26 protein-coding genes, 5 pseudogenes, 2 riboswitches and 1 other annotated feature are annotated in these 25,154 nt (G+C 39.3%); of the genes and pseudogenes, 15 read left to right on the top strand and 16 right to left on the bottom strand.

All coding sequences use genetic code 11. The annotated features are described in order from the left end of the window. Window positions 1-3: 3 nt before the first annotated feature. The 3 genes from ACEWFH_RS07160 to leuS all read right to left on the bottom strand — a co-directional run bounded on the left by ACEWFH_RS07160 (window position 4) and on the right by leuS (window position 3,542). Window positions 4-237: a hypothetical protein gene (locus ACEWFH_RS07160; RefSeq protein ID WP_473726681.1), complete on the bottom strand. Its 234-nt coding sequence runs from the start codon at window positions 235-237 to the stop codon at window positions 4-6. A 565-nt stretch (window positions 238-802) separates the two neighbouring features. Beyond that, entirely contained in the window at window positions 803-1,105 is a 303-nt protein-coding gene (locus tag ACEWFH_RS07155) for a rhodanese-like domain-containing protein (protein ID WP_473726680.1), read from the bottom strand. A gap of 16 nt (window positions 1,106-1,121) precedes the next feature. Continuing rightward, complete coding sequence (leuS, locus tag ACEWFH_RS07150) at window positions 1,122-3,542, bottom strand: leucine--tRNA ligase (protein WP_473726679.1); 2,421 nt, start codon at window positions 3,540-3,542, stop codon at window positions 1,122-1,124. A gap of 60 nt (window positions 3,543-3,602) precedes the next feature. Continuing rightward, window positions 3,603-3,829: a binding site (T-box leader), on the bottom strand. A gap of 202 nt (window positions 3,830-4,031) precedes the next feature. Between leuS and ACEWFH_RS07145 the strand changes: the two genes are divergently transcribed. Further along, complete coding sequence (locus tag ACEWFH_RS07145) at window positions 4,032-4,601, top strand: biotin transporter BioY (protein WP_473726678.1); 570 nt, start codon at window positions 4,032-4,034, stop codon at window positions 4,599-4,601. Here ACEWFH_RS07145 and ACEWFH_RS07140 read toward each other — a convergent pair. After that, on the bottom strand, window positions 4,557-4,751 hold the full coding sequence (locus ACEWFH_RS07140) for a hypothetical protein (protein WP_473726677.1): 195 nt from the start codon (window positions 4,749-4,751) through the stop codon (window positions 4,557-4,559). The two genes, ACEWFH_RS07145 and ACEWFH_RS07140, sit on opposite strands and share 45 nt — an antisense overlap. A 136-nt stretch (window positions 4,752-4,887) precedes the next feature. Continuing rightward, window positions 4,888-6,082: pseudogene (locus tag ACEWFH_RS07135) on the bottom strand (MDR family MFS transporter). 165 nt (window positions 6,083-6,247) lie between these two features. On the opposite strand from ACEWFH_RS07135, the gene mnmL reads away from it, so the two are divergent. Both mnmL and mnmM read left to right on the top strand, forming a co-directional pair. After that, entirely contained in the window at window positions 6,248-7,210 is a 963-nt protein-coding gene (gene mnmL / locus ACEWFH_RS07130; RefSeq protein ID WP_473726676.1) for a tRNA modification radical SAM protein MnmL/YtqA, read from the top strand. Further along, on the top strand, window positions 7,210-7,785 hold the full coding sequence (gene mnmM, locus ACEWFH_RS07125; protein ID WP_473726675.1) for a tRNA 5-(aminomethyl)-2-thiouridylate-methyltransferase MnmM: 576 nt from the start codon (window positions 7,210-7,212) through the stop codon (window positions 7,783-7,785). Before mnmL ends, mnmM begins: the two co-directional genes overlap by 1 nt. Before the next feature lie 267 nt (window positions 7,786-8,052). Here the strand turns inward: mnmM and ACEWFH_RS07120 are convergent. The 4 genes and pseudogenes from ACEWFH_RS07120 to ACEWFH_RS07105 form a co-directional block, all read right to left on the bottom strand. Beyond that, a pseudogene (locus ACEWFH_RS07120) lies at window positions 8,053-9,088 on the bottom strand (tetraprenyl-beta-curcumene synthase family protein). Between the two features lie 61 nt (window positions 9,089-9,149). Next, a complete protein-coding gene (locus ACEWFH_RS07115; protein WP_473726674.1) occupies window positions 9,150-9,560 on the bottom strand; it encodes a serine aminopeptidase domain-containing protein in 411 nt (136 codons plus the stop codon). A gap of 71 nt (window positions 9,561-9,631) precedes the next feature. Beyond that, window positions 9,632-9,949: an alpha/beta hydrolase gene (locus tag ACEWFH_RS07110; protein WP_473726673.1), complete on the bottom strand. Its 318-nt coding sequence runs from the start codon at window positions 9,947-9,949 to the stop codon at window positions 9,632-9,634. 57 nt (window positions 9,950-10,006) lie between these two features. Next, the gene (locus ACEWFH_RS07105) at window positions 10,007-10,132 is read right to left on the bottom strand and encodes a hypothetical protein (protein WP_473726672.1); all 126 of its coding nucleotides are present in this window, start codon (window positions 10,130-10,132) and stop codon (window positions 10,007-10,009) included. Between the two features lie 121 nt (window positions 10,133-10,253). Between ACEWFH_RS07105 and ACEWFH_RS07100 the strand changes: the two genes are divergently transcribed. Further along, entirely contained in the window at window positions 10,254-10,772 is a 519-nt protein-coding gene (locus ACEWFH_RS07100; RefSeq protein ID WP_473726671.1) for a gamma carbonic anhydrase, read from the top strand. Here the strand turns inward: ACEWFH_RS07100 and ACEWFH_RS07095 are convergent. After that, entirely contained in the window at window positions 10,762-11,133 is a 372-nt protein-coding gene (locus ACEWFH_RS07095; protein WP_473726670.1) for a VOC family protein, read from the bottom strand. The two genes, ACEWFH_RS07100 and ACEWFH_RS07095, sit on opposite strands and share 11 nt — an antisense overlap. A 208-nt stretch (window positions 11,134-11,341) precedes the next feature. Between ACEWFH_RS07095 and ACEWFH_RS07090 the strand changes: the two genes are divergently transcribed. The 3 genes from ACEWFH_RS07090 to ACEWFH_RS07080 are packed head-to-tail and all read left to right on the top strand — an operon-like array spanning window position 11,342 to window position 13,065. Continuing rightward, window positions 11,342-11,614, top strand: a complete 273-nt coding sequence (locus ACEWFH_RS07090) for a hypothetical protein (protein WP_473726669.1) — start codon at window positions 11,342-11,344, stop codon at window positions 11,612-11,614. Beyond that, window positions 11,587-11,892, top strand: coding sequence for a phosphatase PAP2 family protein (locus tag ACEWFH_RS07085; RefSeq protein WP_473726668.1), 306 nt, complete (start codon window positions 11,587-11,589; stop codon window positions 11,890-11,892). Before ACEWFH_RS07090 ends, ACEWFH_RS07085 begins: the two co-directional genes overlap by 28 nt. Before the next feature lie 15 nt (window positions 11,893-11,907). Continuing rightward, complete coding sequence (locus ACEWFH_RS07080) at window positions 11,908-13,065, top strand: glycosyltransferase family 4 protein (protein ID WP_473726667.1); 1,158 nt, start codon at window positions 11,908-11,910, stop codon at window positions 13,063-13,065. 353 nt (window positions 13,066-13,418) lie between these two features. Here ACEWFH_RS07080 and metK read toward each other — a convergent pair whose 3' ends face one another. Further along, window positions 13,419-14,624: a methionine adenosyltransferase gene (metK, locus tag ACEWFH_RS07075; RefSeq protein WP_473726666.1), complete on the bottom strand. Its 1,206-nt coding sequence runs from the start codon at window positions 14,622-14,624 to the stop codon at window positions 13,419-13,421. A gap of 161 nt (window positions 14,625-14,785) precedes the next feature. Beyond that, window positions 14,786-14,916, bottom strand: a riboswitch (SAM riboswitch). Window positions 14,917-15,178: 262 nt separating this feature from the next. Here metK and pckA point away from each other — a divergent pair. From pckA to ACEWFH_RS07055, 4 genes and pseudogenes are all read left to right on the top strand, one after another. Further along, window positions 15,179-16,761 (top strand): annotated as a pseudogene (pckA, locus tag ACEWFH_RS07070) (phosphoenolpyruvate carboxykinase (ATP)). A gap of 135 nt (window positions 16,762-16,896) precedes the next feature. Beyond that, window positions 16,897-17,880, top strand: coding sequence for an MFS transporter (locus ACEWFH_RS07065; protein ID WP_473726665.1), 984 nt, complete (start codon window positions 16,897-16,899; stop codon window positions 17,878-17,880). After that, window positions 17,859-18,188, top strand: coding sequence for an MFS transporter (locus ACEWFH_RS07060; RefSeq protein WP_473726664.1), 330 nt, complete (start codon window positions 17,859-17,861; stop codon window positions 18,186-18,188). Before ACEWFH_RS07065 ends, ACEWFH_RS07060 begins: the two co-directional genes overlap by 22 nt. Then, complete coding sequence (locus ACEWFH_RS07055) at window positions 18,133-18,747, top strand: TetR/AcrR family transcriptional regulator (protein WP_473726663.1); 615 nt, start codon at window positions 18,133-18,135, stop codon at window positions 18,745-18,747. The genes ACEWFH_RS07060 and ACEWFH_RS07055 overlap by 56 nt, the downstream gene beginning before the upstream one ends. A gap of 11 nt (window positions 18,748-18,758) precedes the next feature. Here ACEWFH_RS07055 and ACEWFH_RS07050 read toward each other — a convergent pair. Further along, window positions 18,759-19,554 (bottom strand): annotated as a pseudogene (locus tag ACEWFH_RS07050) (alpha/beta hydrolase family protein). Window positions 19,555-19,716: 162 nt separating this feature from the next. Between ACEWFH_RS07050 and ACEWFH_RS07045 the strand changes: the two are divergent. The 3 genes and pseudogenes from ACEWFH_RS07045 to ACEWFH_RS07035 all read left to right on the top strand — a co-directional run bounded on the left by ACEWFH_RS07045 (window position 19,717) and on the right by ACEWFH_RS07035 (window position 22,244). Then, window positions 19,717-20,664 carry an ABC transporter substrate-binding protein gene (locus ACEWFH_RS07045; protein ID WP_473727233.1) on the top strand — a complete coding sequence of 316 codons (948 nt, stop codon included), beginning with the start codon at window positions 19,717-19,719 and terminating at the stop codon, window positions 20,662-20,664. A gap of 17 nt (window positions 20,665-20,681) precedes the next feature. Beyond that, entirely contained in the window at window positions 20,682-21,461 is a 780-nt protein-coding gene (locus tag ACEWFH_RS07040) for an ABC transporter ATP-binding protein (RefSeq protein WP_473726662.1), read from the top strand. After that, a pseudogene (locus tag ACEWFH_RS07035) lies at window positions 21,439-22,244 on the top strand (ABC transporter permease). The gene ACEWFH_RS07040 and the pseudogene ACEWFH_RS07035 overlap by 23 nt, the downstream one beginning before the upstream one ends. An 8-nt stretch (window positions 22,245-22,252) precedes the next feature. Here the strand turns inward: ACEWFH_RS07035 and ytkD are convergent. The 3 genes from ytkD to ACEWFH_RS07020 form a co-directional block, all read right to left on the bottom strand. Continuing rightward, window positions 22,253-22,732, bottom strand: a complete 480-nt coding sequence (ytkD, locus tag ACEWFH_RS07030; RefSeq protein ID WP_473726661.1) for an RNA deprotection pyrophosphohydrolase — start codon at window positions 22,730-22,732, stop codon at window positions 22,253-22,255. Window positions 22,733-22,833: 101 nt separating this feature from the next. Then, entirely contained in the window at window positions 22,834-23,382 is a 549-nt protein-coding gene (locus ACEWFH_RS07025; protein ID WP_473726660.1) for a hypothetical protein, read from the bottom strand. Window positions 23,383-23,803: 421 nt separating this feature from the next. Continuing rightward, window positions 23,804-23,965, bottom strand: a complete 162-nt coding sequence (locus ACEWFH_RS07020) for a hypothetical protein (RefSeq protein WP_473726659.1) — start codon at window positions 23,963-23,965, stop codon at window positions 23,804-23,806. 215 nt (window positions 23,966-24,180) lie between these two features. Between ACEWFH_RS07020 and ACEWFH_RS07015 the strand changes: the two genes are divergently transcribed. After that, window positions 24,181-24,393, top strand: a complete 213-nt coding sequence (locus ACEWFH_RS07015) for a hypothetical protein (RefSeq protein ID WP_289494745.1) — start codon at window positions 24,181-24,183, stop codon at window positions 24,391-24,393. A 120-nt stretch (window positions 24,394-24,513) separates the two neighbouring features. Here ACEWFH_RS07015 and abbA read toward each other — a convergent pair whose 3' ends face one another. Beyond that, window positions 24,514-24,702 carry an antirepressor AbbA gene (gene abbA / locus ACEWFH_RS07010; protein WP_473726658.1) on the bottom strand — a complete coding sequence of 63 codons (189 nt, stop codon included), beginning with the start codon at window positions 24,700-24,702 and terminating at the stop codon, window positions 24,514-24,516. A 323-nt stretch (window positions 24,703-25,025) separates the two neighbouring features. Next, window positions 25,026-25,109: riboswitch (cyclic di-GMP riboswitch) on the bottom strand. Window positions 25,110-25,154: the final 45 nt, after the last annotated feature.

The raw sequence follows: 25,154 nt of genomic DNA, 5'->3' as shown, positions 1-25,154 counted from the left end.
ATTCTAAAAAGTTTCTTTATGTTTTAATATTTCCTGCTCTAATTCAATCGCATAAGAGTCTTTAACCTTCAGCATTTTATAAACTAACACTCCAAAAAGAGCAACGATGCTAAGATCAAGCCCATACATAAGATAGTTTTGACTGTAGATCAAGCCTATTTTGCTTACCATGTGCAAGGTAAACAAAACAGCAATTATGTTAATCCACTTTTTGGTTTTTGAATGTTTTAATGGCATTTGAGCCTCCAAGGCTAATAAGTATACCTTTTCTATCGGCTCGTTCCTGAAATTTTTCACAAGTACATAGAAAATTAGACCGTCAAAACGTTTAGGTCGTTTCATAACTACTCTTTTCATTCTGAATGTTGCTTGTTTAACAATGATAAAGTATAGATTCCCATTATGACTAGAAAAACTAGCTGTAGAGACAATATTTGACTTCACGAACGAGGTGTTTTGGCAATTCGTTTCTGAAAAGGAAGCAGAAATAAGCAATATCGTTAAACAAGAACAAAAACAGGTGAGGTTTTTGTCTCTAAAAAAGTTCTCCCCCTATACCAAGCGGGGTATTAAAACCATTATTTCGAGAAACTCATGGAATAATTCTAGAAATTTCAGACTTAATCCGTCAAGTTTCGGAGATATTCCGGCGAGTTTTGCTTGTAAAGCGGCGAGTCGACATAACTCGACAACCTTTAAGCAACCTTATACCCTCTCCCCCACAGACTTTAGTCAATACAAAACCGCTTTATTTCTAAACAAAGAAAAAACTCCCTACTCAAATATGAGCAGAGAGTCTTACTTAGTTTTTATTATATTCCAGCATGCCGCCAGTCATATTTTTTACTTTGTAGCCTTGGTCTTGTAAAAAGTAAGCCACATTTTCACTGCGTCGACCTGAACGGCAGATGATGATGTGTTCTTCATTTTTGTCGATCTCATTTAAGCGGTCAGGTATTTCACCCATTTTGATATGAGCAGCTTCTGGAATTTTCCCTTCAGCCACTTCTTCATCTTCACGCACATCAATTAGTGAAATCTTTTTTCCATCCTTCAACAATTGCTTTACTTCGGATGGTGTAACCTCTCGTAATTCGTTTTCCATTAAAAAGTGTCCTCCTTTAATTGGCAACGATATTCACAAGTTTACCTGGTACAGTAATCACTTTGCGAATCGTCTTACCTTCAATGCTTTGTTGAACAGATTCTTCTCCAAGTGCAGCTTGCTCCATATCTGAACCGCTGATGTTCGCAGCAATCGTCATCTTCGCTTTTAATTTACCATTTACTTGTACAACGATTTCAACTTCATTTTCTACAAGTTGAGCTTCATCCCAAACCGGCCAAGAAGCGTATGCAATGCTGCCTTCCCCACCTAGCATTTCCCAGAGCTCTTCACAAATATGCGGAGCGATCGGAGAAAGCATTTTAACGAAACCTTCTATTAAGTCTTTAGGAAGCTCATCTTGCTTGTTGGCCTCGTTTACGAAAACCATTAATTGTGAGATGGCAGTGTTAAAACGAAGACCTTCATAATCCTCTGTCACTTTTTTAACCGTAAGATGATATAGACGGTTAAAGGATTCACTTGCTTGTGTATTTTTAATGGCAGGGTTCAGGTTCTGTCCATCTTCTGAAACAAGCAATCTCCAAACACGATCAAGGAAACGGCGAGAACCATCTAAGCCTGTAGTGCTCCAAGCAATCGATGCATCAAGAGGTCCCATGAACATTTCATATAGACGAAGTGTATCTGCACCATGACTTAGAACGATCTCATCCGGATTTACAACATTTCCTTTTGACTTACTCATTTTTTCGTTATTTTCACCAAGAATCATCCCTTGGTTGAAAAGTTTTTGGAAAGGCTCTTTTGTTGGAACAATTCCAAGGTCGTACATCACTTTATGCCAGAAGCGTGCGTATAGAAGATGCAACACAGCATGTTCTGCTCCACCGATATAGATGTCAACTGGAAGCCAGTGCTTTAATTTTTCAGGTGATGCTAGTTGTTCTTCGTTTTTCGGATCGATATAACGAAGGTAATACCAACAGCTTCCTGCCCATTGAGGCATTGTATTTGTCTCACGGCGACCTTTCTTGCCCGTTTCAGGATCAACCACGTTCACCCAGTCTTCTACGTTTGCCAAAGGTGACTCTCCAGTACCTGAAGGTTTAATTTCTTTTACTACAGGAAGAAGAAGCGGCAATTGATCTTCGGAAAGCGTCGACATCGTGCCATCTTCCCAATGTATTACCGGGATCGGCTCACCCCAATAACGCTGACGAGAGAATAGCCAGTCACGAAGGCGGTACGTAATTTTCTTCTCGCCTTTTCCGTTTTCTGAAAGCCATTCGTTCATCTTTGTGATAGCTTCTTCTTTTTGCATACCATTTAAGAAATCAGAATTTACGTGTTCACCATCGCCTGTGTACGCTTCTTCTGTCACATTTCCGCCAGCAACCACTTCAGCGATCGGAAGTTCAAACTTAACTGCGAACTCGTAATCACGTTCATCATGCGCAGGAACTGCCATAATCGCACCCGTTCCATAGCTTGCTAGTACATAGTCTGCAATCCAGATCGGAAGTTTCGCACCTGTTACTGGATGAATTGCGTAAGCCCCTGTAAAGACTCCTGATTTTTCTTTGGCAAGTTCTGTTCTCTCAAGATCAGACTTTGTTTCAACTTGTTTTTGATAAGCCGTTACTGCCTCTAGCTGGTCTTCTGTAACAATTTCTTTTACTAGTTTATTTTCTGGAGCCAGCACTAAATACGTTGCACCAAAAAGTGTATCTGGACGAGTAGTAAACACTGTAATTTTAGAAGAATGACCATCCACATCAAAGTGAACTTCTGCACCTTCTGAACGGCCGATCCAGTTACGCTGCATGTCTTTTAAACTCTCTGGCCAATCCAGCTCATCAAGGTCTTCTAATAATCTGTCAGCATATGCTGTTATTTTTAGCATCCATTGCCTCATAGGTTTTCGAACAACAGGATGCCCGCCACGTTCACTCTTACCGTCGATAACTTCTTCATTAGCAAGAACTGTTCCAAGTGCCTCACACCAGTTCACCGGTACTTCGTCCACATAAGCAAGCCCTTTATTGTAAAGCTGGATAAAGATCCATTGTGTCCACTTGTAATAAGATGGATCTGTCGTGTTTACTTCACGGTCCCAGTCGTATGAGAATCCGAGCTCTTTAATCTGCCTGCGGAAAGTATTGATATTCTTTTCTGTAAACTCTGCTGGATCGTTACCTGTATCAAGAGCGTATTGTTCTGCAGGAAGACCAAATGCATCCCACCCCATTGGATGAAGTACATTGTATCCTTGCATACGCTTCATTCTAGATAGAATATCAGTCGCCGTGTAACCTTCCGGATGACCTACGTGCAGGCCTGCTCCAGATGGGTAAGGAAACATATCTAATGCGTAAAATTTCTTTTTATCATATTCTTCTTTCGTTTGGAACGTTTTGTTCTCATCCCAGAACTGCTGCCACTTTTTCTCGATTGTTTTGTGGTTATAATACATAACCGATCCTCCTTAGAAAACTGTACTTAAAAACAAAAAAACCTCCCGCCCCTAATAAACATTAGGGACGAAAGGTTAGTTAACATAATTAAACCTGCCGCGGTACCACCCTGATTAATGCAAATATCGCATTCACTCAAAACAGACCTTAACGCGGCGAACGGCAAGTACTACTTCATTCACACTTGCAACTAAAGGGCGAGTTCAAAAAGTCCGGGTTGACTTGCACCAGCCGTCAACTCTCTATCATTCCATTCTTTTTTACTACTCCCTATCATCGTTATTACGAATTTTAGATGTTAATTTGTATTTTATGAATACTTTCCTAAAATGTCAAGGTTGTTTAGAAGTATAATAACCTATTTTTCCCACTTTTAAACGACGAAGTTTACATACTCATTCCACTTCTTGACAAACTTTCTGCTGCTGTTTACATTAATGTTAACTATTCATTATTTTACGTTTACATTTTAAAAGGGTGCAAAATGAATGCATGCAACAAATGAAAGGTTAAAAATGTCGCTTTATGCAGCACTTATGGCAGGAATAACAGCCATTCTTGCTCAGTTAACGATCCCATTGCCGCTAGTTCCCATCACTGGACAGACATTAGCAATCGGGTTATGTGCAACGATTTTAGGAAAAAGGTACGGAACAATGGCTGTTGCTCTTTATATTGCAATGGGCGCTGTAGGTCTTCCGGTGTTCTCAGAAGCGAAAGGCGGTTTTTCTGTCCTTGTTGGCCCTACTGGTGGTTATATCATTGGCTTTATTATTGCGGCTTACATCACGGGTCTTATATTAGAAAAAACGAGCTTCAGCCTAACTCCTGCAGTCTTTGCAAACATAATCGGAATGGTAATCACCCTTGTGTTTGGTGCTGTTCAATTAAAGTTTGTAGCAGGTCTTACGTGGGATCAAGCATTATCAGGCGGTGTTTATCCTTTTCTTATCGTCGGAGTGATTAAGGCAGTTTTAGCATCTGTGTTAGGGATTACGATTCGAAGACGACTATTAGCCGCAAAACTTCTTCCACAGCATGAAACAAAAGCAGCATAAATAAACAATGCTGATTTTCATTATCGCTTTTGAAAGTAGTTGATTTCCGTTACAGGTTGCTCGCTTTCCGCGGGGCAAGCGGTGAGCCACATTCTTACGTTTCACTCTTAAGTGTCTCACCTGCCAGCCTGTCCCGCAGGAGTCTCCCACCTTCCACTACAACCAACTTTTCAAAGAAGACATAAAAAAAGATTAATAAGCAACAATTCTTTAGAAAAAGCAAAAAAGAAGACAGTGTGACGCATTTATCACCTGTCTTTTTTTATTTGGACAAGAGTAAAATTATTTATGATGCTTGTCTTGGAACATCTTGTTGTTTAATTGAATGACGGTTTCTGCTGTAAACAATCGTCAGTATAAATGACAGAACCATCAATCCCATGATTGTTTGAAACAGGACTGAAATATTGAAGATATCTGCGATCATTCCGCCAAAAAGCGGCCCAAGCATCCTGCCACCTGTCGCTGTGGAGTTCACAATACCTTGATAGAATCCAGCTCTGCCTTGTGGAGCAAGTTCTGCTGCGATAGAAGGAACTCCTGGCCAAACAAGCATTTCTCCAATAGTAAGGACAATCATCGCAATCATGAACCCGCTAAAATCTTTTGCATTTCCTACGATCACAAAAGAAATAACAAATATACAATAGCCGACCAAGATTTGCGATGTCGTGGAATGCAGCCATCTTTTAAGAAAAAGGTTCACGAGCGGCTGCCCCAAAACGATAATCAAACCGTTCACCGTCCATAATAAACTGTACATTTTTAAACTAACTCCAAGAGTTTGCGTATAAGCGGCAATGGTAGACTGCCATTGAACATAACCAATCCACGCTAACAAATACCCTCCGCATAGAATCAATAGTGCGAAAAACGCTTCTTTATTATGAATTCTTTTTCGCTGAGAAAAACCGTTTGTACGGATGCACCTCTTTTTCATCAATCCCTTTAAAGCCTATTAACACAATGAGAAAAAAGATGAATGATAGCGTTGAACAACTGATAAACGATAATGTAAAGGAATAAGAGGCAGCGAAACCACCAAGAGCTGCTCCGAGCGCCACGCCGACATTTTGTGCGATATAAATGCGGTTAAACGCCTTTCTTCCGCCTTCTTTCCACATGGTGCCGGCAAGTGCATACATAGAAGGAAACACAATCCCCATGCCAAATCCCATAAAGACAAGAAGAACGCTGTACGTCCAAAAGTCATGAAACCAGATTAATAAGAATGAAGTGGTAAAAGAAATGGAAACACCGAGCATGATGGTTCGATATCCACCTAACTTATCGAACAAAAGTCCCCCGGTTAAGTTACCTATAATTCCTGCTCCAGAATTCAGAAGAAGCACAATCCCGGCAACAGTTAACGATTTCCCTAGATGTTCATGTAAGAAAATTGTATTGATCGGCCACAAAAAGCTCGAGCCAGTAACATTTAGTGCCATACCAATAATGAGCAGCCACACTTTCGCTGGCATATAAATTCCCCGCTTACTACTTAGATGTCATAAATCCCTTCTGTATTTTAGTCCTTTTCCCTTTACTTTACAATGAGTAAGAACTGACAACTCATTTTGCCGCTCATCGCATGAACATGCTACAATGTCATATGGTGCTCATCACCGTATGAAGGAGTGAAAAGGATGACACACCTTACAGAAAAACCGCCTTATTTTGGTGATAAACGATACTACACATGGAACCAACATTTAAAGTCACACTTTGGTGATAAAATTATAAAAGTACCATTAGATGGTGGATTCGATTGCCCTAATCGTGATGGAAATGCCGCTTTCGGTGGCTGTACATTTTGCTCTCAAAGTGGTTCAGGAGATTTTGCTGGAAATCGACGTGATGATATTATCACCCAGTTCCACACCGTAAAAGAAAGAATGCACACGAAATGGAAAAAAGGAAAATACATTGGCTATTTTCAAGCGTTCACCAACACCTATGCCCCTGTGGAACAGTTAAAGGAACTCTACGAAACTGTCCTCGAACAAGAAGGTGTTGTCGGACTTTCCATTGCGACAAGACCAGATTGTCTGCCGGATGATGTTGTAGAATATCTTGCTGACTTAAATAAACGTACGTACCTTTGGGTTGAATTAGGATTGCAGACCGTACATGAAAAAACAGCACTGCTCATTAACAGGGCACATGACTATCCGACATATGTAGAAGGCGTTGAGAAGCTTCGAAAGCATAACATTAACGTTTGTTCTCATATCATTAACGGATTGCCGCTAGAGACTCCTGAAATGATGATGGAAACTGCCCGTGAAGTAGCTAAACTCGATGTTCAAGGACTTAAGATTCATCTTCTTCATCTTCTAAAGAAGACACCTATGGTCAAGCAATACGAACAAGGCATGCTGGAATTTCTTGATTTTGAAACGTATGTAAACCTCGTCTGTGATCAGCTAGAGATTCTTCCTCCTGACATGATGATTCATCGATTAACAGGCGATGGCCCATCTGATCTTTTAGTAGGTCCTATGTGGAGCCTGAACAAATGGAAAGTATTAAACGCAATTGAAAGTGAACTAAAACAACGAAACAGCTTCCAAGGTAAATTTTATAAAACGTCTGAGGTGAACTTGTAATGAAACTAGAGGGTGTACTGCCGTTTGCAAGAACGCTTCTTCGTTCGTTCTGCAAACCAGGGGACTTGGTTATAGATGCAACATGCGGAAACGGAAATGACACTTTATTTTTATCAAAGCTCGTTGGTGAGAACGGACATGTGTTTGCTTTTGATATTCAAGATCAAGCGATCGAGAATTCAAAACAGCGGCTTATGGATCATCATGCCGATCAAAACGTTACCTTTTATCACGCATCACATGATGAGTTAATGGATCAGCTTCCCAGTGATCTCAAAACGAAAGTATCAGCTGCTATCTTTAACCTCGGCTACTTGCCGGGAAGTGACAAATCAATTACAACAACAGGATCATCTACCATCGGCGCTATTGAACAGCTCCTGCAATTATTAAAAACAGAAGGCGTAATCATACTCGTGATCTACCATGGACATGAAGAGGGCAAGAGAGAAAAAGAACTTGTCATGAATTATGTAAAACAGCTCGATCAAAAACAGGCACATGTTTTACAGTATGAATTTATTAATCAAAAAAACGACCCGCCATTTGTAGTTGCGATCGAAAAAAGAGGCTGACTCAACTAACCAAAGTTGAATCAGCCTTTTTTACTGGTCGTTACATATACCTGCTAGGGTATTCAGCTCATCAAATCCAAAAGTTTTGGCACTCAATCCAGAAATTTTGGCTGTTTATCCACCAGATTTGCCTCTCAATTCAAAAGTTTTTGCCTTTTATCCACGAGTTTACATCCCTCGACAAATTACGCATTCGCTGCTACCCTCACATACCCCCGCGCAATGCGAAGCTCTTTGACCTCAACCACTTCCAAGAGCAATATTTCATCATGAAAGGGAAGGCTTCAATTTTTGATACACTTTTCGGTTCACGTAAAAGAAATAGCTCGTGGCTCCGCCTACTTTCACCAGCTTAGATGCCATTTTTTTATGCCAGGGCACTCTGAAACTTTTTTGTCAGCAAGATAGATGCCTAGCAGTCCTCTTTGAATTAATCGATGAAATTTTGAATTCGGCAGCTTAGAACAGCTTTTATCTGCTTTTTTCGCAAAATAGACCATGCGTTCAAGCATGTGCTGATCATTTTTATAATACGTACAAAAGTTTAAGTCGCCCTCTAGCTTGTCCTCATTTTGATCAATAAAATAATCCAAAAGAATATGTAGTCCTTGAAGCCATGGAAAATATCCTTTTTTAATTTCTGCTGCAGACTCTTTTGTAAAGTTTCCTTGAAAAGCATAGCTGACCAAACAGAAAATACCTAGCGTAGACCCTGCACATGCTGAGAACTCGTACCATGTAATATCAGGCAAGACAGATTGATATTCACCAAACCAACTGATCAGACGTGGCTCCTTTCCTGTACGACCACATGCTTATGTACTTGAAGGTCACAATAAATTTGGGCAAGTCCGATCAGTTCACTTGCGATATTCGGGTAAGCCTTCATGTCTGATAATACATTTTGGCAAGTTGCTACAAGCTCATTTAAATAACCGCCATCATCTTGCTCTTCTCTGTATCGATAATAGTTTGTTGGTATGGCGCCAGGACTTAAAGCATGAAACATGCTTTCATGAAGCGCTCTAAAATCTTTTTCATTGAGTGAGGTACTTCGATCACAAAGGTTATCCAAATAATCACTGATCGTTTGATATGCTACCACGAATTCAATGGCTTTTCTTTGGTGTTTTCCAGCAAGAAGTGTAAGGATCGCTCCTCCTTCGCAATGAAACATTTTATCTGAGATACTGCTCACTGCTTGTTTCCTTAATTCAGGATTTGGAATGTGTTCAGCTTTTTCATGCCAGTCTTTAAGCAGCTGACCAACAGCCGGAAAAATGTGCGTATAAACGGAATACATCAATCCCCAAGGGTGAACCGGAATTTTGTTCATAAGATGGCTCCTTTTACTTAATCTTTCTTTACCTTTTTCCTTTATTGATCTCACTATGCAACAATAAAAATCTTTTTACATAATCGAACACTTTCTCTCTCTCTGGCTCGTTCAACACTTCATGATATAAAGATGGGAATTCTTTATACCACTTTTCATCCAATTGAACCCCATTAAACCACTGTTTTACCGTTTCTTTGTCCACGATTAAATCATCACCCGCTTGCAGCAGCAACAACGGAACATTTGGAAAACGCTTGTATTGATCAAACGCATATTTTATTGAAGCAATTAATTCCCGATACCATCTGACAGAAACTTTTTTAACGATCAATTTATCTTCTTTGTCACGGATTCGGATCTCTTCGTTTCGTGTGGCACTTCCTTCAGGTAAATTGGTCGCTAGCCTTACACCTGGAGCCAATTTGTTAAGAAGCAAAGAAACGGCTTCTTTACCTCTGGATGGGTAATGAACTAGACCTAAACAAGGAGATGATAAAATAACAGCTTCTACGTTAAGCCTTTTTCCATCAGCGTACGAATTACTGCTAATCCGCCCATGCTGTGGCCCAAGATATAGACGGGGAGCCCTAGTTGTTCTGCTTCGATAAACCAGCTTTCTATTGTGTTGATATATTCGTTGAACGTATCAATATGGCCTCTTCTCCTCGTTGTTGTTCCTTGACCAGGAAGATCGCCAGATACACAATGAAAACCGGCACCATTTAATTGTTTAATTACCCAGTCGTACCTGCCATGATGTTCATTTGCTCCATGAACAACAACAATCGTTCCTATTGCATCCTTTTCCGTTTTCCAAGTCCACAAATTTCTCCACCCTCTTCTCTATTCATAAGAGTTCATGATTTGTTAAACTGTAAGTAATTAAGGCTGTTTTCGCTTTCTTTGGGGTTCTTGAAGCGGTTGATTTCCGTTCCAGGATGCTCGCTTTCCAGGGGTCGTGCGGTGAGCCACTTTAGTGCTTTGCACATGCTGTGTCTCACCTGTCACGCTAATCCCCAGTAGTCTCGCATCTTGCACTTCAATCAACTTGTCAAAGAAGGATCTTCACAACAATAGCCCAAAGATACACTATTTAAGGAAACAGCTAAAAAACAGGAGTGAGTTTATAATGATTTATCCATACGGTGACAAACAACCTAAAATTTCTGAAACGGCTTTTATTGCAGATTATGTTACCATAACTGGTGATGTTCAAATCGGTGAATACTCTTCCATATGGTTCAACACATCAATCCGAGGAGATGTATCCCCTACCATCATCGGAAACTATGTAAACGTTCAAGATAACTCGGTCCTTCATCAAAGTCCGAACCGAACACTTCACTTAAAGGATGGGGTAACCGTTGGGCATAGTGTCATTCTGCACAGCTGTACGATTGAAGAAAACGCACTGATCGGTATGGGTTCACTCGTTCTAGATGGTGCACATATAGGTGAAGGAGCCTTTATCGGCGCAGGAAGCCTCGTGCCCCCAGGTAAAAAGATCCCACCGAACTCACTTGCTTTCGGAAGACCTGCTAAGGTCATTAGAGAATTAACAGAAGAAGATATCGCGGATATGGATCGAATCCGCCGTGAATATTACGAGAAGGGCCAATATTATAAGTCATTACAGACTAAACGTTAAACTCAATCAAGTTACCGTCAGGATCACTCACAAAAACTTGGTGCCAATCTGTTTTATTAGTTGGCTTATTTACATAAGGAATCTTATGTATATCTAAAGTTTCTAACAGCTTGTCCATATCTGTAACTCTGACCGCAAAGTGACCGTCTCTGCTATCAATCTCAGTAGTGTCTCTTCTAGCCTTCCCTTTAGAATGAACAATTAAGTGAAGCTGCGTGTCGCCAATATCATACCAGACGCCCGGAAAATCAAACGAAGGGCGTTTTTTGTTTTGTTCAAAACCCAATATCGATTCGTAAAAATGCTTGGATTTATTTATATCCGTTACTAACAAAGAGACATGGTGTATTCCAGAATACATATATCTTTCACCTCAACTTCTTTTTTGATGATTTGCCCATAATTTTAACACAACCTAAAATCAATTTTAGTTTTTATTGTATTGAGAAAGCTCAAGGTGGCTATATAAATGTATTTTAATAATATATTTATACTGTCTTCATGTTCCCCTTACAATTGCCTTTTATGATTAAATTAACGAACAAAATAGAAAAGTTAGGGGGATATTCATGACAAAAGTAATTGATTGGCTTTATGAAAAAGAGTGTTCATTTTTCCGCCTCGTTAACGGAAGACTGCACAGGAATTCAATGGACCATTTCTTTCACTTGTGGACGCATCTTGGTGGTGCAACAGCTACCATATCAACGAGTATTCTGTTATCGTTATTTCTCCCTATGCATTTAAAATCTTGGGGCATCGTTTGTATGCTTTCATTGATGATCAGCCACATTCCGGTTGCCATCTCTAAAAAATGTATCCTAGAAAGCGACCCTATTTAAGTCTTCCGGATACGAACATCGGCAACAACCCATTAAAGGATCATTCATTTCCGTCTGGTCACACTACAGCTATTTTTTCGATCGTTACACCTTTGATTTTATTAAATCCGTTCATAGGTATATTTTTATTGATCGCTGCCCTTTTAGTAGCCATTTCTCGCATGTACTTAGGTCTGCATTATCCTTCTGATGTACTTGCGGGAATGGTTTTAGGCATCAGTTCCAGCTTCTTTTCTTTGTTTTTAGTAAAAAGCTTTATCTTACCTTACTTCTTATAAAAGGAGATGAAGAAAATGAAGCTCGCTCTCTTTTCAGATACGTTCTATCCTCAAATTAATGGTGTTGCACGGACTTTAAAAAGATTAACTGATTACTTGGTAAAAAATGATGTTGAATATAAAGTCATCATGCCCTCATTAGATGAGATCCCCAAAATGGAATGTGATCACTATTATGCAATGAAAAGCCTGCCACTCTTTCTATACCCCGAGTGCAGGCTTGCCATTCCCCAATTGCGTGCGCTGAATAGTGAACTAAATAAATTTAACCCTGACCTCCTTCATGTTGCTACTCCTTTTAATATCGGTCTATTCGGAATGCGTTACGGCAAGAAAGAAAACATTCCCATGGCCGCCTCTTATCACACACATTTTGACCGCTACCTTGCATGCTATCATCTTGAATTTCTATCACCCTTACTTTGGCGTTACCTTCAATGGTTTCATAGACCTTTTGAAAAAATCTTTGTTCCAAGTAAAGAAACGAGGCAAATTCTGTACAGTAAAAGTTTTACAAATGTTGAAATATGGTCAAGAGGAGTTGACTGTGACATGTTCACACCTCATAATCATGACTCTCTCGTTCGAGAAAAATATAACATCTCAGAGAAATATATCTTTTTGTATGTCGGCAGGCTGGCACCTGAAAAAGATTTAGAGATTCTATATGAAATGATAAGTAAATTACCTCAATCATTAAGAGAAAATGTTCACTGGCTCATTGTTGGCGACGGCCCAAGCAGATACATGGTAGATCAATGGGAAAAGAAATATTCTAATGTAACTTGTTCAGGTTATCTATCTGGAGAAGAGCTTGCACGTGTATATTCTGCAGCAGACCTTTTTGTATTTCCTTCTTCAACAGAAACATTCGGCAATGTAGTTCTTGAAGCAGCGGCATCTGGATTGCCTGCAATCGTATCCGATCGTGGCGGGGTAAAAGAAATCGTTCAAGATGGCCTTACAGGTAGAATTTGCGAGGCTGGAAGTGCAGAATCGTTTATTCAAAATGCAGTATCCTTGTTGGATGACCCCATGCTCTTACAATCTATGAAATTAAAAGCAAGGCATTATGCGTTAACTCAATCTTGGTCAGCCATTTTTGGAAACCTTTTGATGCATTATGAGGAAGTTGCATACAAGAAGAACAAAAGCAAAACCATTATTGCATAAAAACGGCATGTTGAAGAAAAAGAATGTGGTTGGGGGAGTTTTGGTCTTATTACTGAGATCCAGAGATATTTTAAATAATTGAAGGCTTTTTAGAAGAGGATTGACTCATTTTCACGGAGTAAATCCTTTTTTGTTTGTTATAAAATAGTTGTAATCCTGAAATGAACACCTGTAACATCCATGTTTTTTAAGGAACAAATTCCATTTTTTAATGATTTCAATTAAGGAAGGACCAATTAATTTCACATTAAATTAAATATATTCACGATAATTTTAGTAATTTCACATTCGTGATGCTTCACCTAATTTAAAAAGAAACAGACTCCCAAGAGGAAGTCTGTTTTTACATACCATTAAATATTAGCTTGTTTCTTAAGCTCTTCTGCTTTATCTGTTTTCTCCCAAGGAAGCTCAACATCTGTACGGCCAAAATGACCATATGCAGCAGTTTGCTTGTAGATCGGACGGCGAAGATCAAGCATCTTGATGATTCCAGCCGGACGAAGATCGAAGTTGTTGCGAACTAGTTCTACAAGAACTTCTTCAGAAACTTTACCTGTTTCAAATGTGTTTACAGCGATTGATACTGGTTGAGCAACACCGATTGCATACGCAAGCTGAACTTCAACTTTGTCAGCAAGACCAGATGCAACGATGTTCTTCGCAACATAACGAGCAGCGTATGCAGCAGAACGGTCAACTTTTGTAGCATCCTTACCAGAGAATGCACCGCCACCGTGACGAGCATATCCACCGTAAGTATCAACGATGATCTTACGTCCCGTAAGACCAGCGTCACCTTGAGGTCCACCGATTACGAAACGGCCTGTTGGGTTGATGAAGTATTTTGTGTTCTCATCGATTAACTCAGCAGGAACAACTGGCTTGATTACTTTTTCTTTAACGTCTCTTTGAATTTCTTCAAGCGTGTTTTCCGGGTGATGCTGAGTAGAGATTACGATTGTATCGATACGAACTGGTTTGTCGTTCTCATCATATTCAACTGTAACTTGAGTTTTTCCATCTGGACGCAAGTAAGGAATCTCTTCAGTCTTACGAACTTCCGTAAGGCGACGAGATAATTTATGAGCGAGTGAGATTGGAAGAGGCATAAGCTCTTCTGTTTCGTTACAAGCAAATCCGAACATAAGACCTTGGTCCCCTGCACCGATTGCTTCGATCTCAGCATCTGTCATAGAACCTTCTCTTGCTTCAAGAGCTTGGTCAACACCCATTGCGATATCGGCAGATTGCTCATCGATAGAAGTTAATACTGCACACGTTTCAGAATCGAAACCATATTTCGCACGGTCATAACCGATTTCTTTAATTGTCTCACGTACAACTTTTGGGATGTCTACATAAGTAGAAGTTGTGATCTCACCTGCAACAAGTACTAGACCTGTTGTTACAGATGTTTCACATGCTACACGAGCATTGGCATCATTAGCTAAAATTTCATCTAGAATCGCATCTGAGATCTGGTCACAGATTTTATCTGGATGTCCTTCTGTAACGGATTCAGATGTAAATAAACGACGACTAACTTTTTTGGACAAGTTAATATCCTCCCTTTAACTGCTTTCAGTATGATACGGTACTTTATTCTTATCTATTTTGCACAGTTTATGTTCTTAACCTGAAAAAGGCATAAAAAAGCCCTTCCCTGTTTCACATACATTCACGAGGGAAAAGGTTTATAAATCCAAATGCCTTCAACCTCTTATTGTCCAAGGTTATTTTCACCTTGCAGGTTAGCACCTTTTCATTTCGAGTGGATCGTCATTCACCACTTTCATGTCGGTTGCTGGGTTTCATAGGGCCTGTCCCTCCACCTACTCAGAATAAGAGTAGCCGTTCTCGGAATATGATAGCGCAACGGTACACCTATGTCAATAGAAAACACTAGGAATATCAATAAGTTTATGACGTTGAGACGTTATTATTGAAAGCGTTTTTAATATGACGGATAATACTCATGAATTATGATCTTTTTTTGTGAAGTACGAACTTTTTTGATGCACTTTCATAAAATAGTATACATTATTTAATTTAATGTGTTATACTAATTTTCGAATATATCACTCTAGGATAAAGGATGGTACTGTCTGATATGAATACTTTGGAATTTACGACAACCTTAAATGAACTTGTGACCCGTGAAACAACTCACCAGAACTTACCTGTTCCGGTTTTAGTAGAAAAATCTCTTAAGCGTAAAGAAGGCATCCTGACATCCACAGGAGCTCTTCAAGCTACTACGGGAAATACACAGGCCGTTCCCCTGAGGATAAATTTATCGTTGAAGACGCCTCCGTTAAAGAATCAATTGACTGGGGAAAGGTAAATAAACCTTTTTCACCTGAAAACTTTGATAAATTATACAAAAAAGTGCTTCAATACTTAGGCAGCAAAGAAGAATTATTCCTATTTAAAGGATTTGCTGGTGCAGACCGCGAGTATCGCCTTCCAATTCAAGTTATTAACGAGTACGCTTGGCATAACTTGTTTGCTCATCAAATGTTTGTACGCCCGAACCAAGATGAGCTAGCTGCTCACGAATCACAGTTCACGGTTGTTTCAGCACCTGGATTCCAAGCAAATCCAGCAGAAGATGGAACAAACTCTGAAACATTTATCATCATATCCTTTGAAAGACGCATCGTACTTATCGGTGGAACAGAATATGCTGGTGAAATTAAAAAATCCGTATTCTCTGTTATGAACTATATGCTTCCTGAAAAAGGGATTCTTTCCATGCATTGTTCAGCAAACGTTGGCAACGAAGGGGACGTTGCACTTTTCTTCGGTCTTTCTGGAACTGGAAAAACTACACTTTCCGCTGATCCAAACCGCCGTTTGATCGGGGATGATGAGCACGGCTGGGCTAACACTGGAGTCTTCAATATAGAAGGCGGATGTTACGCAAAAACAATCGATCTATCTAAAGAAAAAGAACCGCAAATCTGGAACGCGATCCGTTTTGGAAGCGTACTAGAAAACGTAATGATCGATCCAGATTCAAGAGTAGCTGATTACAAGGACTCCACATTAACAGAAAATACACGAGCAGCCTATCCAGTAGATGCTATTCCAAATATCATTCAACCAAGTGTTGCAGGTCATCCGAACACGATCATCTTCTTAACGGCTGATGCATTCGGAGTATTGCCTCCAATCAGCAAACTAACTAAGGAACAAGCGATGTACCATTTCTTGTCTGGATACACAAGTAAACTTGCTGGAACTGAAAGAGGTGTAACATCACCACAAGCAACGTTCTCAACTTGCTTTGGAGCACCTTTCCTTCCATTACCGGCTACAGTTTACGCTGAAATGCTTGGAAAGAAAATCGATCAGCACAATGTGCAAGTATACCTTGTTAACACAGGCTGGTCAGGCGGAGAGTACGGTGTTGGAAGCCGTATGAACTTAGGACACACACGTGCAATGGTGCAGGCAGCATTAGAAGGTGAGCTAACTTCTGTTGAAACCGTTGTAGATCCGATCTTTGGGCTTCATATTCCAACACATTGCCCTGGTGTGCCTGACCAAGTTCTTCAACCAAAGAAAACATGGGATGACCAAGATCAATATGATGTGAAAGCAAAAGAACTTGCTGCTAAATTTAAAGCGAACTTCGAAAAGTTCAATTCCGTTTCATCTGAGATTTCACAAGCTGGACCATTAGTATAACGACATGAATCATCAACCTCCCATTCTTGTAATGGGAGGTTTTTTGTATTTGTCGAATAAATTGTATTGCAAACTGACACCGTTGTCACTTAATATAATGACATGAATGTCAATTTAATTATAGGGGCTGATGAATTGGAACAATCTTCAGAAAAACTGCTTCAAAACAAACCGTATCGTTTTTTAATCTCTGCTCAGCTAATTTCAAACCTTGGTGACTGGCTCTCTATGTTAGCCGTCTTTACTCTTGTAGGGCTAAAGTGGAATGCAACACCATTTGAAATTTCTTTGATCGTGTTATCTCTCGCTATTCCCATGACGTTATTAGGACCTGTCTCAGGGGTATTCTCTGATCGTTTAGAAAGAAAACACATCATGATCGCATCTGATATAGCAAGAGGATTCATTATTATGGGTTTGATATTTGCCGATCAATTATGGCACATCTACACGTTATTATTTTTACTAGGTGTTTGTTCTTCTATTTTTAATCCAGCGAAAAACGGAAAGCTTAAGGAGATCGTTCCAAATCACCACATGCAGCAAGCAGCCTCTATAAGCTCATTGATTGAAAATGGCACAAAAATTATAGGACCCGCATTAAGTGGATTTCTTCTTGTGCTTTGGGATATGAAAATTATTTTTATTATTGATTCATTATCTTTCTTTCTATCTGCTCTTCTTTTAATTAAGATTCCAGTTAATCCTTCCAAATCTCTAACTACATCGACAGAAAACAAGCCCGCTCAGAGTTTTACAAAAGAATTGGCAGAAGGATTTTTGTTTATAAAATCTGTTCCTTTTATCCTTTACGGAACGATTTTGATGGCCGTGATGATGTTTGTATTGCAGATGGCAGATTCTCAGTTTGTCATTCTATTTCGAGAGCTTAAAGAGGTGTCTTCCAGCCTAATCGGAACTGTTATGGCAGCTTCAGGTGCTGGGTTTATTATTTCAGGTCTTTTATTAAGCAAGATTGAGGTAAAAAAAGCAGTGAACAGTATGATAGGTGGTTGTTTCATATTAGGATTAGGGTTCGGAAGCATCGCCTTTCTTACTTATCTCCAGCTCCCTTGCCTTTTGTATGGGCGTCTATCTTGGCTTGCATCGGCTCATTAGGAGCAGGGTTCGTCTTTATTCCGTTTCAGTCAACCGTTATGAAAGAAACACCTTCTGAGATGAGCGGACGAACACTAGGAACAATAGGAAGCATCATGATGTTTTCAAGCTTGGTAGGACCTCTTGCCGGTGGAATTCTAGGGAACTATATAGGCGTCGTTCCTTTGTTCCTGGCATCCTCTTGTGGATTATGCTTAATAAGTGTGATAGCCTTTTTCTTAAGAAAACCATTTGGAAAGGAAAAAGCAGAATATGTCACCGAAAGTAACAGAAAGTCACAAAGAGCAGCGGAGGCGCAGCATTCTTGATGCGGCTAAAGAGATATTTGCTAAAAAAGGATACGAAGCTTTTGTTATGCAAGATGTAATAGATGCCGTTGATTTAAGCAGAGGTGGCGTATACTCATACTTTTCCAATAAAGAAGATTTGTTTGAATCCGTATTGCAATCCATGCATGAATCATTTAGTAATGGAATTAAAGAATTAGCTGACACCCATTCGATCTGGGAATCTCTTTCCAACGAATTCGAAAGCTACAAAAAGATTGAAGACAAACAAGATCAATTTACTGCTGTGCAAATAGAATTTTTCCTAATCAATCGAAGAGTACCAGAAAAAGCTGCTTATTTTAAGAATCGTTACAAATTTGCGATTGAACAATTTGTTTGGTTGTTTCAGCAAGGGATAGAAAGTGGAGAATTCCAGCCAAAGTATCCACTAGAGGCGATCGCCAGATATTATATTACGTTTAACGACGGCATTCATATTTCAACGGTATTCGTAACGAAACAAGATATTGATTATAACCAACAAATCGACATCTTCTTATCTCAATTAGCACACATGTTAGGCGTAAAACAAAAGTAAAAAGAAGCTGATCATTCAGCTCCTTTTCCGTGTTCCTTCATCCATTCGCATAGCGCGTATGTAATTTTTCTGTTTTCTTTTGGCGGAAAGTAGTGCGTGTATTCCGGATAGATCCAGGTTTCACAAGGCTTCCCCAGCTCTTTTAACCTTTTTTCAATTTTATGTGTATGCTCCACACTTACGTTTTCATCTTTCATCCCGTGAATACAAAGTAATGGTGCCTCTAATTCCCCAATATAATAGAGCGGTGATCTCCACTCAAATTCTTCCGGATATTTTTCTGGTGTTCCTCCAATAACCCGCTTCATCATTCTCCGTAAATCTTCTCTCTTCATACGTAATAGCCATATCCGTTACACCGCCCCACGTTACAACCGATCGAATTTCAGGAAACTTTATAGCCGTAAAAAGAGCCATTGGTCCTCCTCTAGAAAACCCAAACACATGAATGTTATTTTCATCTACTTTCGGAAACTGTTTTAATACTTCAAATGCAGCAAAAGCATCTGTTCGGTCTTCTCCAGCAAAATCCTCATTCCCCTCTCCGCCTTGGTTCCCTCGATAATAAGGTGCCATTACGACAAAACCTTGAGAAGCGAACTGAATGATTCGTGCAATCCTTACCATCCCTACCGATTTAATTCCGCCTCGAAGGTATAGAAACCCCGGAAAAGGACCTTTCCCTTCTGGCAATGCTGCAAGTCCTTTAATTTTTAATCCATCATTTAAATAAGTGACGACATACAACCGAATTGTTGGATGTGGGGAAGGAAATCGCTGCCACTCTATATTTTTTGCTTTTTTCATTCCGACACTCCTTGAAATTTTAGTAGGCAAACACACATTTAACGCAATCACATACATTATTACATAAAAGTCATGACTTCATCCCTATTTGCAGGAGGATCCGATATGAAACTAATTAAAAGAAAATTAAGCATATTGTTCACATGTTTACTAGCCTTCTCCATGCTGCTTGCAGGGTGCAACACTTCGAGCCCTAAACAAGAAAAAGTACGAATTGCAGAAGTAACCCGATCCATCTTTTATGCCCCTCAATATGTTGCAATTGAAAAGGGATTCTTTAAAGATGAAGGTTTGGATGTAGAGCTAACAACCACTTGGGGCGGCGACAAAACGATGACTGCTTTATTGTCAGATGGTGCAGATGTTGCACTTGTTGGTTCTGAAACAACGATCTACGTACATGCTCAAGATTCTACAGATCCCGTTATCAATTTTGCACAGCTAACGCAAACAGACGGTACGTTTTTAGTCGCACGTAAAAAACCAGAATTCTTTTCATGGGATCAGTTAAAAGGCAGTACGTTCTTAGGACAACGTAAAGGCGGCATGCCGCAAATGGCTGGTGAATTTGGTCTTAAGAAACATGGCATCGATCCCAAAAATGACTTAACGATGATTCAGAATATTGATTTTGCTAATATCGCTAACGCTTTCGCATCAGGCACAGGTGATTACGTTCAGCTATTCGAGCCTCAAGCAAGTCTTTTTGAACAAGAAGGAATTGGACACATCGTAGCTTCTTTCGGAGCCGAATCAGGTAAGATTCCTTATACAACCTTTATGGCTAAAGAAAGCTACATGAAAGAAAATAAAGAAACATTAGAGAAATTTACAAAAGGTTTATATAAAGCACAACTATGGGTTGAAAACCATTCTGCTGAAGAAATCGCTAAAGTGATCGCACCTTATTTTGAAGATACCCCTGTTGAATTAATCGAAACAGTAGTGGATCGCTATAAGAGTCAGCACAGCTTTGCGCTTAATCCTATTTTAGATGAAGAAGAATGGAATAACCTTCAGACGATTATGGATGAAGCTGGAGAGCTACCGAAAAAAGTGGATTATAAAGTTCTTGTAGACACTTCATTAGCAAAAGAAGCCATTAAATAAGTTCAGGAGGGATCGTCGTGGCTTTTTTACAACTAAAATCAGTCGGTCAAACCTACTTTTCTAAGACCTCTGCCACAACGGCCTTGGAAGATATAACGCTTTCTGTTAATGAGGGTGAGTTCATTTCCATACTTGGACCAAGCGGGTGCGGTAAATCTACTCTTCTGTCCATTATTGCAGGCCTGTTGCTTCCGACTGTGGGTTCTGTCTTGGTAAACAACCAGCAGATTACTCAGCCACATCCAAAAATAGGCTATATGCTGCAGCAAGATTACTTGTTTCCGTGGAAAACCATCGAGGATAATATTACGCTTGGTTTAAAACTGAGGAATCAACATTCATTCGAACACATTCAAGCAGCATTCTCATTATTAAAAGAAATTGGATTAGATCATACAAGAAGCAAATATCCTTCAGAGCTTTCTGGAGGGATGAGGCAGAGGGTCGCACTCGTTCGAACATTAGCCACCCAGCCTAAGATGCTTTTGCTTGATGAACCTTTTTCCGCGCTTGACTACCAAACGAAGTTAAAGCTCGAGGATCTTGTATCATCCACTCTAAAAGAACACGGGAAAACGGCTATTCTTGTAACGCATGACATCGGTGAAGCGATTGCAATGAGCGACACGGTAATCTTGTTATCAAGCAATCCTGGACGTATCTTCCGGACATTTAAGATTCCAGAAACTTTAAGAACGCTCCTGCCTTTTGAAGCACGACAACATCCAGATTTTTCTGCAACCTTTCAGCAAATATGGGAGGAGTTGGAGCACATTGAACAAAACGATAAAGAATGAGAAACACAGAGAATATCTTCAGTCTTTAAAAAAGAAAAACGGAACATCCGATTTGTTCAACTGCTCATGTTTATTAGCTTTTTTCTAATATGGGAATTCTCTTCAATTAAAGGGTGGATTAATCCTTTATTGTTCAGTTCACCTACAAAAATATGGGCTCTTTTTCTTGAAAAAGCAGGTGATGGTTCACTTTATATTCACGTTATATTCACCCTCGGTGAAACCGTATTAGGATTTATCTTAGGAACTTTGTTAGGTACCATGCTCGCAGCTTTACTCTGGTGGTCACCATTTTTATCAAAAGTACTGGATCCCTATTTGGTTGTTTTGAACGCTATGCCGAAAGTAGCATTAGGACCAATATTAATTGTTGCAATCGGTCCAAACTTTGGATCAATTATCGCAATGGGAATTCTCATATCGATTATCATCACAACACTTGTTGTATACACGGCATTTCAAAATGTCGATGCTAATTATATTAAAGTGGTTCGATCTTTCGGCGGAAATAAAAAACAGTGCTTTAAGGAGGTTATCCTTCCAGCCTGTTTTCCGAATATCATATCTTCTTTAAAGGTAAATGTAGGGTTATCATGGGTAGGGGTAATCGTAGGCGAGTTTCTAGTCTCAAAACAAGGGTTAGGCTACATGATTATCTATGGTTTCCAAGTCTTTAATTTTACCCTTGTATTAATGAGTCTTCTGATTATTGCTGTAATGGCTACAGTTATGTATCAAGGAGTAGAATTATTAGAACGAAAACTTATAAAGCACCGCACATAATTAAGAAATCAGGCCAGGGAATGTTTGAGTGCGTATTTCATGCTCTCACTCAGAACCTGGTCTTTCATCATAAAACTAAACGATTTATTCGTAGATACATCTTCAGGCAACTCGCTCATTAAAACAGGTCCATTCGTTTCGAAATATCGGTTCTTCAGAAGAATTTTATCTACTGTCGCAACATATATATTCTTAATAATTTTTCCGCCTTTTCCATCCACGTAATATTGGCCGATATATCTAAGATCTGAAACTCTTCCACCGGTTTCTTCAAACACTTCACGAACCGCCGCTTCATCTGCGGTCTCACCAGGCTCTACTTTTCCACCCGGAAATTCAATACCCCGCCTCGGATGCTCTGTTAACAACCATTGATCTTTAAACTTACACAAACACCACACGTGTTTTGGAGTTTCCGAAAAGAGGTGGTCTGAGAACGACAATTGTACAGTGTTGTTATAAAAATCTTTGAACGTTATTATATCCATCACACTACTCCATCTCGACTGTTTCCTTTATTGTAAAGTTCACAACATTTAAAGTCCATTTGTTTTAATCGTGAAAAAACATGGGAAGGGATACCCCATGTTCAATCAACAGATGCAAATGTAATGATCCAATGTCCATCCAAATATTCATATCCTAATGTTATCTCATATGTACCATAGAGATCTGATGTATTCTTCTGATAGACTCGATAAGAAGTATCAGAGAGCTGTTTTATGTTAACAGGTTCATTTTCCTCAAGCCATGGTGGAAGCTCTGTGGGAATAATGTACAATGAACTTTCTCTCTCCTCAAATAAACCATCCGTATAATAAGCAGCTATGTCTTTTGACACAAAATTCATAAGGTAGGTCATATATTCTTCTTTTGTGGAATAATTTAAAACTCTATAGTTTTCATCTGTTTCCTGTTTTAGAGCTTCTATAAAAAGACTTGCTCTTTTCTTCGCAACATCCTCCGTAAAGGCTGGAATCTGTTGACTATTACTACTTTTATTGTTAGCCTCAGCCTTAACTGGTTGGTTGATTATTTCATCCGGAGCACCGGATTTCTCTTGTACGTTCTCTGTAATGTTAGGGACAAATAGAAATGATAGCATAACAGCAAAACAAAGGGCTAGAAAAGCTTTCACGATAATTCACCGCCTGACATTGTTTTCTTACTATAATCTATTCACTGTATTCGTATTTTTAAACCTTTTTTATAAAGGACATACAACACTGTTAGTCCTGAAAGTAGTTGATTTCCACTCCAGGCTGCTCGCTTTCCACGGGGCGTACGGTGAGCCGCTTTGTGCCATTAGGAGTCTCCACCTGCTCGCTCGTCCCGTAGGAGTCTCGCATCCTTACGCTCCAATCAACTTGCAAATGAAGAGAATAAAAAATTCAAAAGAAACAATCCTTTAGCATAAAGCATTTTGAAATCCTAAAGGCACACCTATATTTTATACTTCTAACAGGTTCTTCTTGATTTTTTGCTTTTCTTACCGATTTCATACAATCCAGTTGCTGCCAAGCCTGCAATTCCTCCAGACCACAACCTTAGTTCTGTATTCATACTAGTAAAAGGGAAGCTAGTAAACCGATAAATAACCCAACAAAAAAACTGCAAATCGGTATATATTTTTTCGGAATCGGGAAAGTACGTTTTAAGAGCTCCATCATCGCTGTCACTAAAGGAGCTAATAGTGATGAAAACATGAGTACTTGCTCCAACAGGACCACCCCCTATTTTCTTGCACGACCTTCCTTTTGTGTATCTTAAAGATTCAAGCTTCATAACTTATTTCCTGCCTGACTAAAAAATTACTTTTTGTCCTAAACAGAATGAAACAGCATGCATAAAATAAAGTGCCATGATATTTTTCGATTATTTTATTGAAATGAGTCCATACTAATTGGTAACGAAAGGCAAGACAGGAGTGAGTTTTATGGTAAAAGGCGACGATCTTTTTTTAATACGCTTGGAAGCAAATGAAATCTCTTGGTGGGAGTATGCAAGGAATGTCTCACCCGTATCTAGACCAAAACAATACTTAACGTACTGGTCGTTCTTAAAAAACAGAGGTAAACTTCCTAGAAGAGTTGTAAAAGAAGCAGAATGGCGTATGGAAGCTAGAAGAAAAGGCTTACTTGATACTTAAGATAAAAAAGCAAAAGACCTTTATAGAAGGGCCTTTTGCTTTATTTTTTGGACTGTTAAGCATATTTATTTGATAGAACGACATCCGCTGTCTCGGATTCTGTTTTATCTACTTGAATTGTTAATTATGTAATTTTTTTAACAAACTGTTTAATTTTCGTACTTTTGATTCGTATTCTGGCTTTAACTCATATTCCAGGTCTTTCAATTCTGAATCTACAACCTCATAAGCATATCCCTGACTAAGCAATGCCTCGACTAATAGTTCTTTATCCTCGTCGGTAAGGTTCAATTTTACTTTTCCATTCATTGATAAGCCCCTCTCCTGTATACAACCATTATATCGTGAGGCTTTCATGCGTATCCTTACTAAAAATTTGGAAATTTTATTATGGTCTAGCTAACTCGTAATGACAACCCAGGCAATTGCACCTAATATGATTAGGATATTTGTAAATATATCTAGGATTCGAGAATCTTTTTTCAGCATATTTCCAGTAAAAAATAATAATAGGCATATACAAAAAATGATAGCTAAATAAAAACCAATGGCAGACCATGAAACTAATAACAAGTGATTATCCATTGATATCCCCCTAATATCAGATTTCATAAATCGAAGGATAAGTTTCGTAAGGTAGCTGGCTGGCATATTTCTAGAATGAAGCCCCTATAGCTTTGCGTCCTCACTTTTCAGCGAGTTTGCCTTTATCAAACGATTTATGGCATTTCATCTCGTATTTTGTCGTAAAGACGAGACGT

This window comes from Fictibacillus sp. EA-CB0309, from assembly GCF_055814265.1.
Note: the sequence above shows the minus strand (reverse complement) of the source record. Positions and strands in the feature narration are given on the sequence as shown.

Bases quoted from the DNA above. Each gene is read 5' to 3' on its own strand.
- ACEWFH_RS07160 (WP_473726681.1), bottom strand. From the start codon at position 237: ATGCCATTAAAACATTCAAAAACCAAAAAGTGGATTAACATAATTGCT.
- ACEWFH_RS07155 (WP_473726680.1), bottom strand. From the start codon at position 1,105: ATGGAAAACGAATTACGAGAGGTTACACCATCCGAAGTAAAGCAATTG.
- leuS (WP_473726679.1), bottom strand. From the start codon at position 3,542: ATGTATTATAACCACAAAACAATCGAGAAAAAGTGGCAGCAGTTCTGG.
- ACEWFH_RS07145 (WP_473726678.1), top strand. From the start codon at position 4,032: ATGCATGCAACAAATGAAAGGTTAAAAATGTCGCTTTATGCAGCACTT.
- mnmL (WP_473726676.1), top strand. From the start codon at position 6,248: ATGACACACCTTACAGAAAAACCGCCTTATTTTGGTGATAAACGATAC.
- mnmM (WP_473726675.1), top strand. From the start codon at position 7,210: ATGAAACTAGAGGGTGTACTGCCGTTTGCAAGAACGCTTCTTCGTTCG.
- ACEWFH_RS07100 (WP_473726671.1), top strand. From the start codon at position 10,254: ATGATTTATCCATACGGTGACAAACAACCTAAAATTTCTGAAACGGCT.
- ACEWFH_RS07095 (WP_473726670.1), bottom strand. From the start codon at position 11,133: ATGTATTCTGGAATACACCATGTCTCTTTGTTAGTAACGGATATAAAT.
- ACEWFH_RS07090 (WP_473726669.1), top strand. From the start codon at position 11,342: ATGACAAAAGTAATTGATTGGCTTTATGAAAAAGAGTGTTCATTTTTC.
- ACEWFH_RS07085 (WP_473726668.1), top strand. From the start codon at position 11,587: ATGTATCCTAGAAAGCGACCCTATTTAAGTCTTCCGGATACGAACATC.
- ACEWFH_RS07080 (WP_473726667.1), top strand. From the start codon at position 11,908: ATGAAGCTCGCTCTCTTTTCAGATACGTTCTATCCTCAAATTAATGGT.
- ACEWFH_RS07055 (WP_473726663.1), top strand. From the start codon at position 18,133: ATGTCACCGAAAGTAACAGAAAGTCACAAAGAGCAGCGGAGGCGCAGC.
- ACEWFH_RS07045 (WP_473727233.1), top strand. From the start codon at position 19,717: ATGCTGCTTGCAGGGTGCAACACTTCGAGCCCTAAACAAGAAAAAGTA.
- ytkD (WP_473726661.1), bottom strand. From the start codon at position 22,732: ATGGATATAATAACGTTCAAAGATTTTTATAACAACACTGTACAATTG.
- ACEWFH_RS07015 (WP_289494745.1), top strand. From the start codon at position 24,181: ATGGTAAAAGGCGACGATCTTTTTTTAATACGCTTGGAAGCAAATGAA.
- abbA (WP_473726658.1), bottom strand. From the start codon at position 24,702: ATGAATGGAAAAGTAAAATTGAACCTTACCGACGAGGATAAAGAACTA.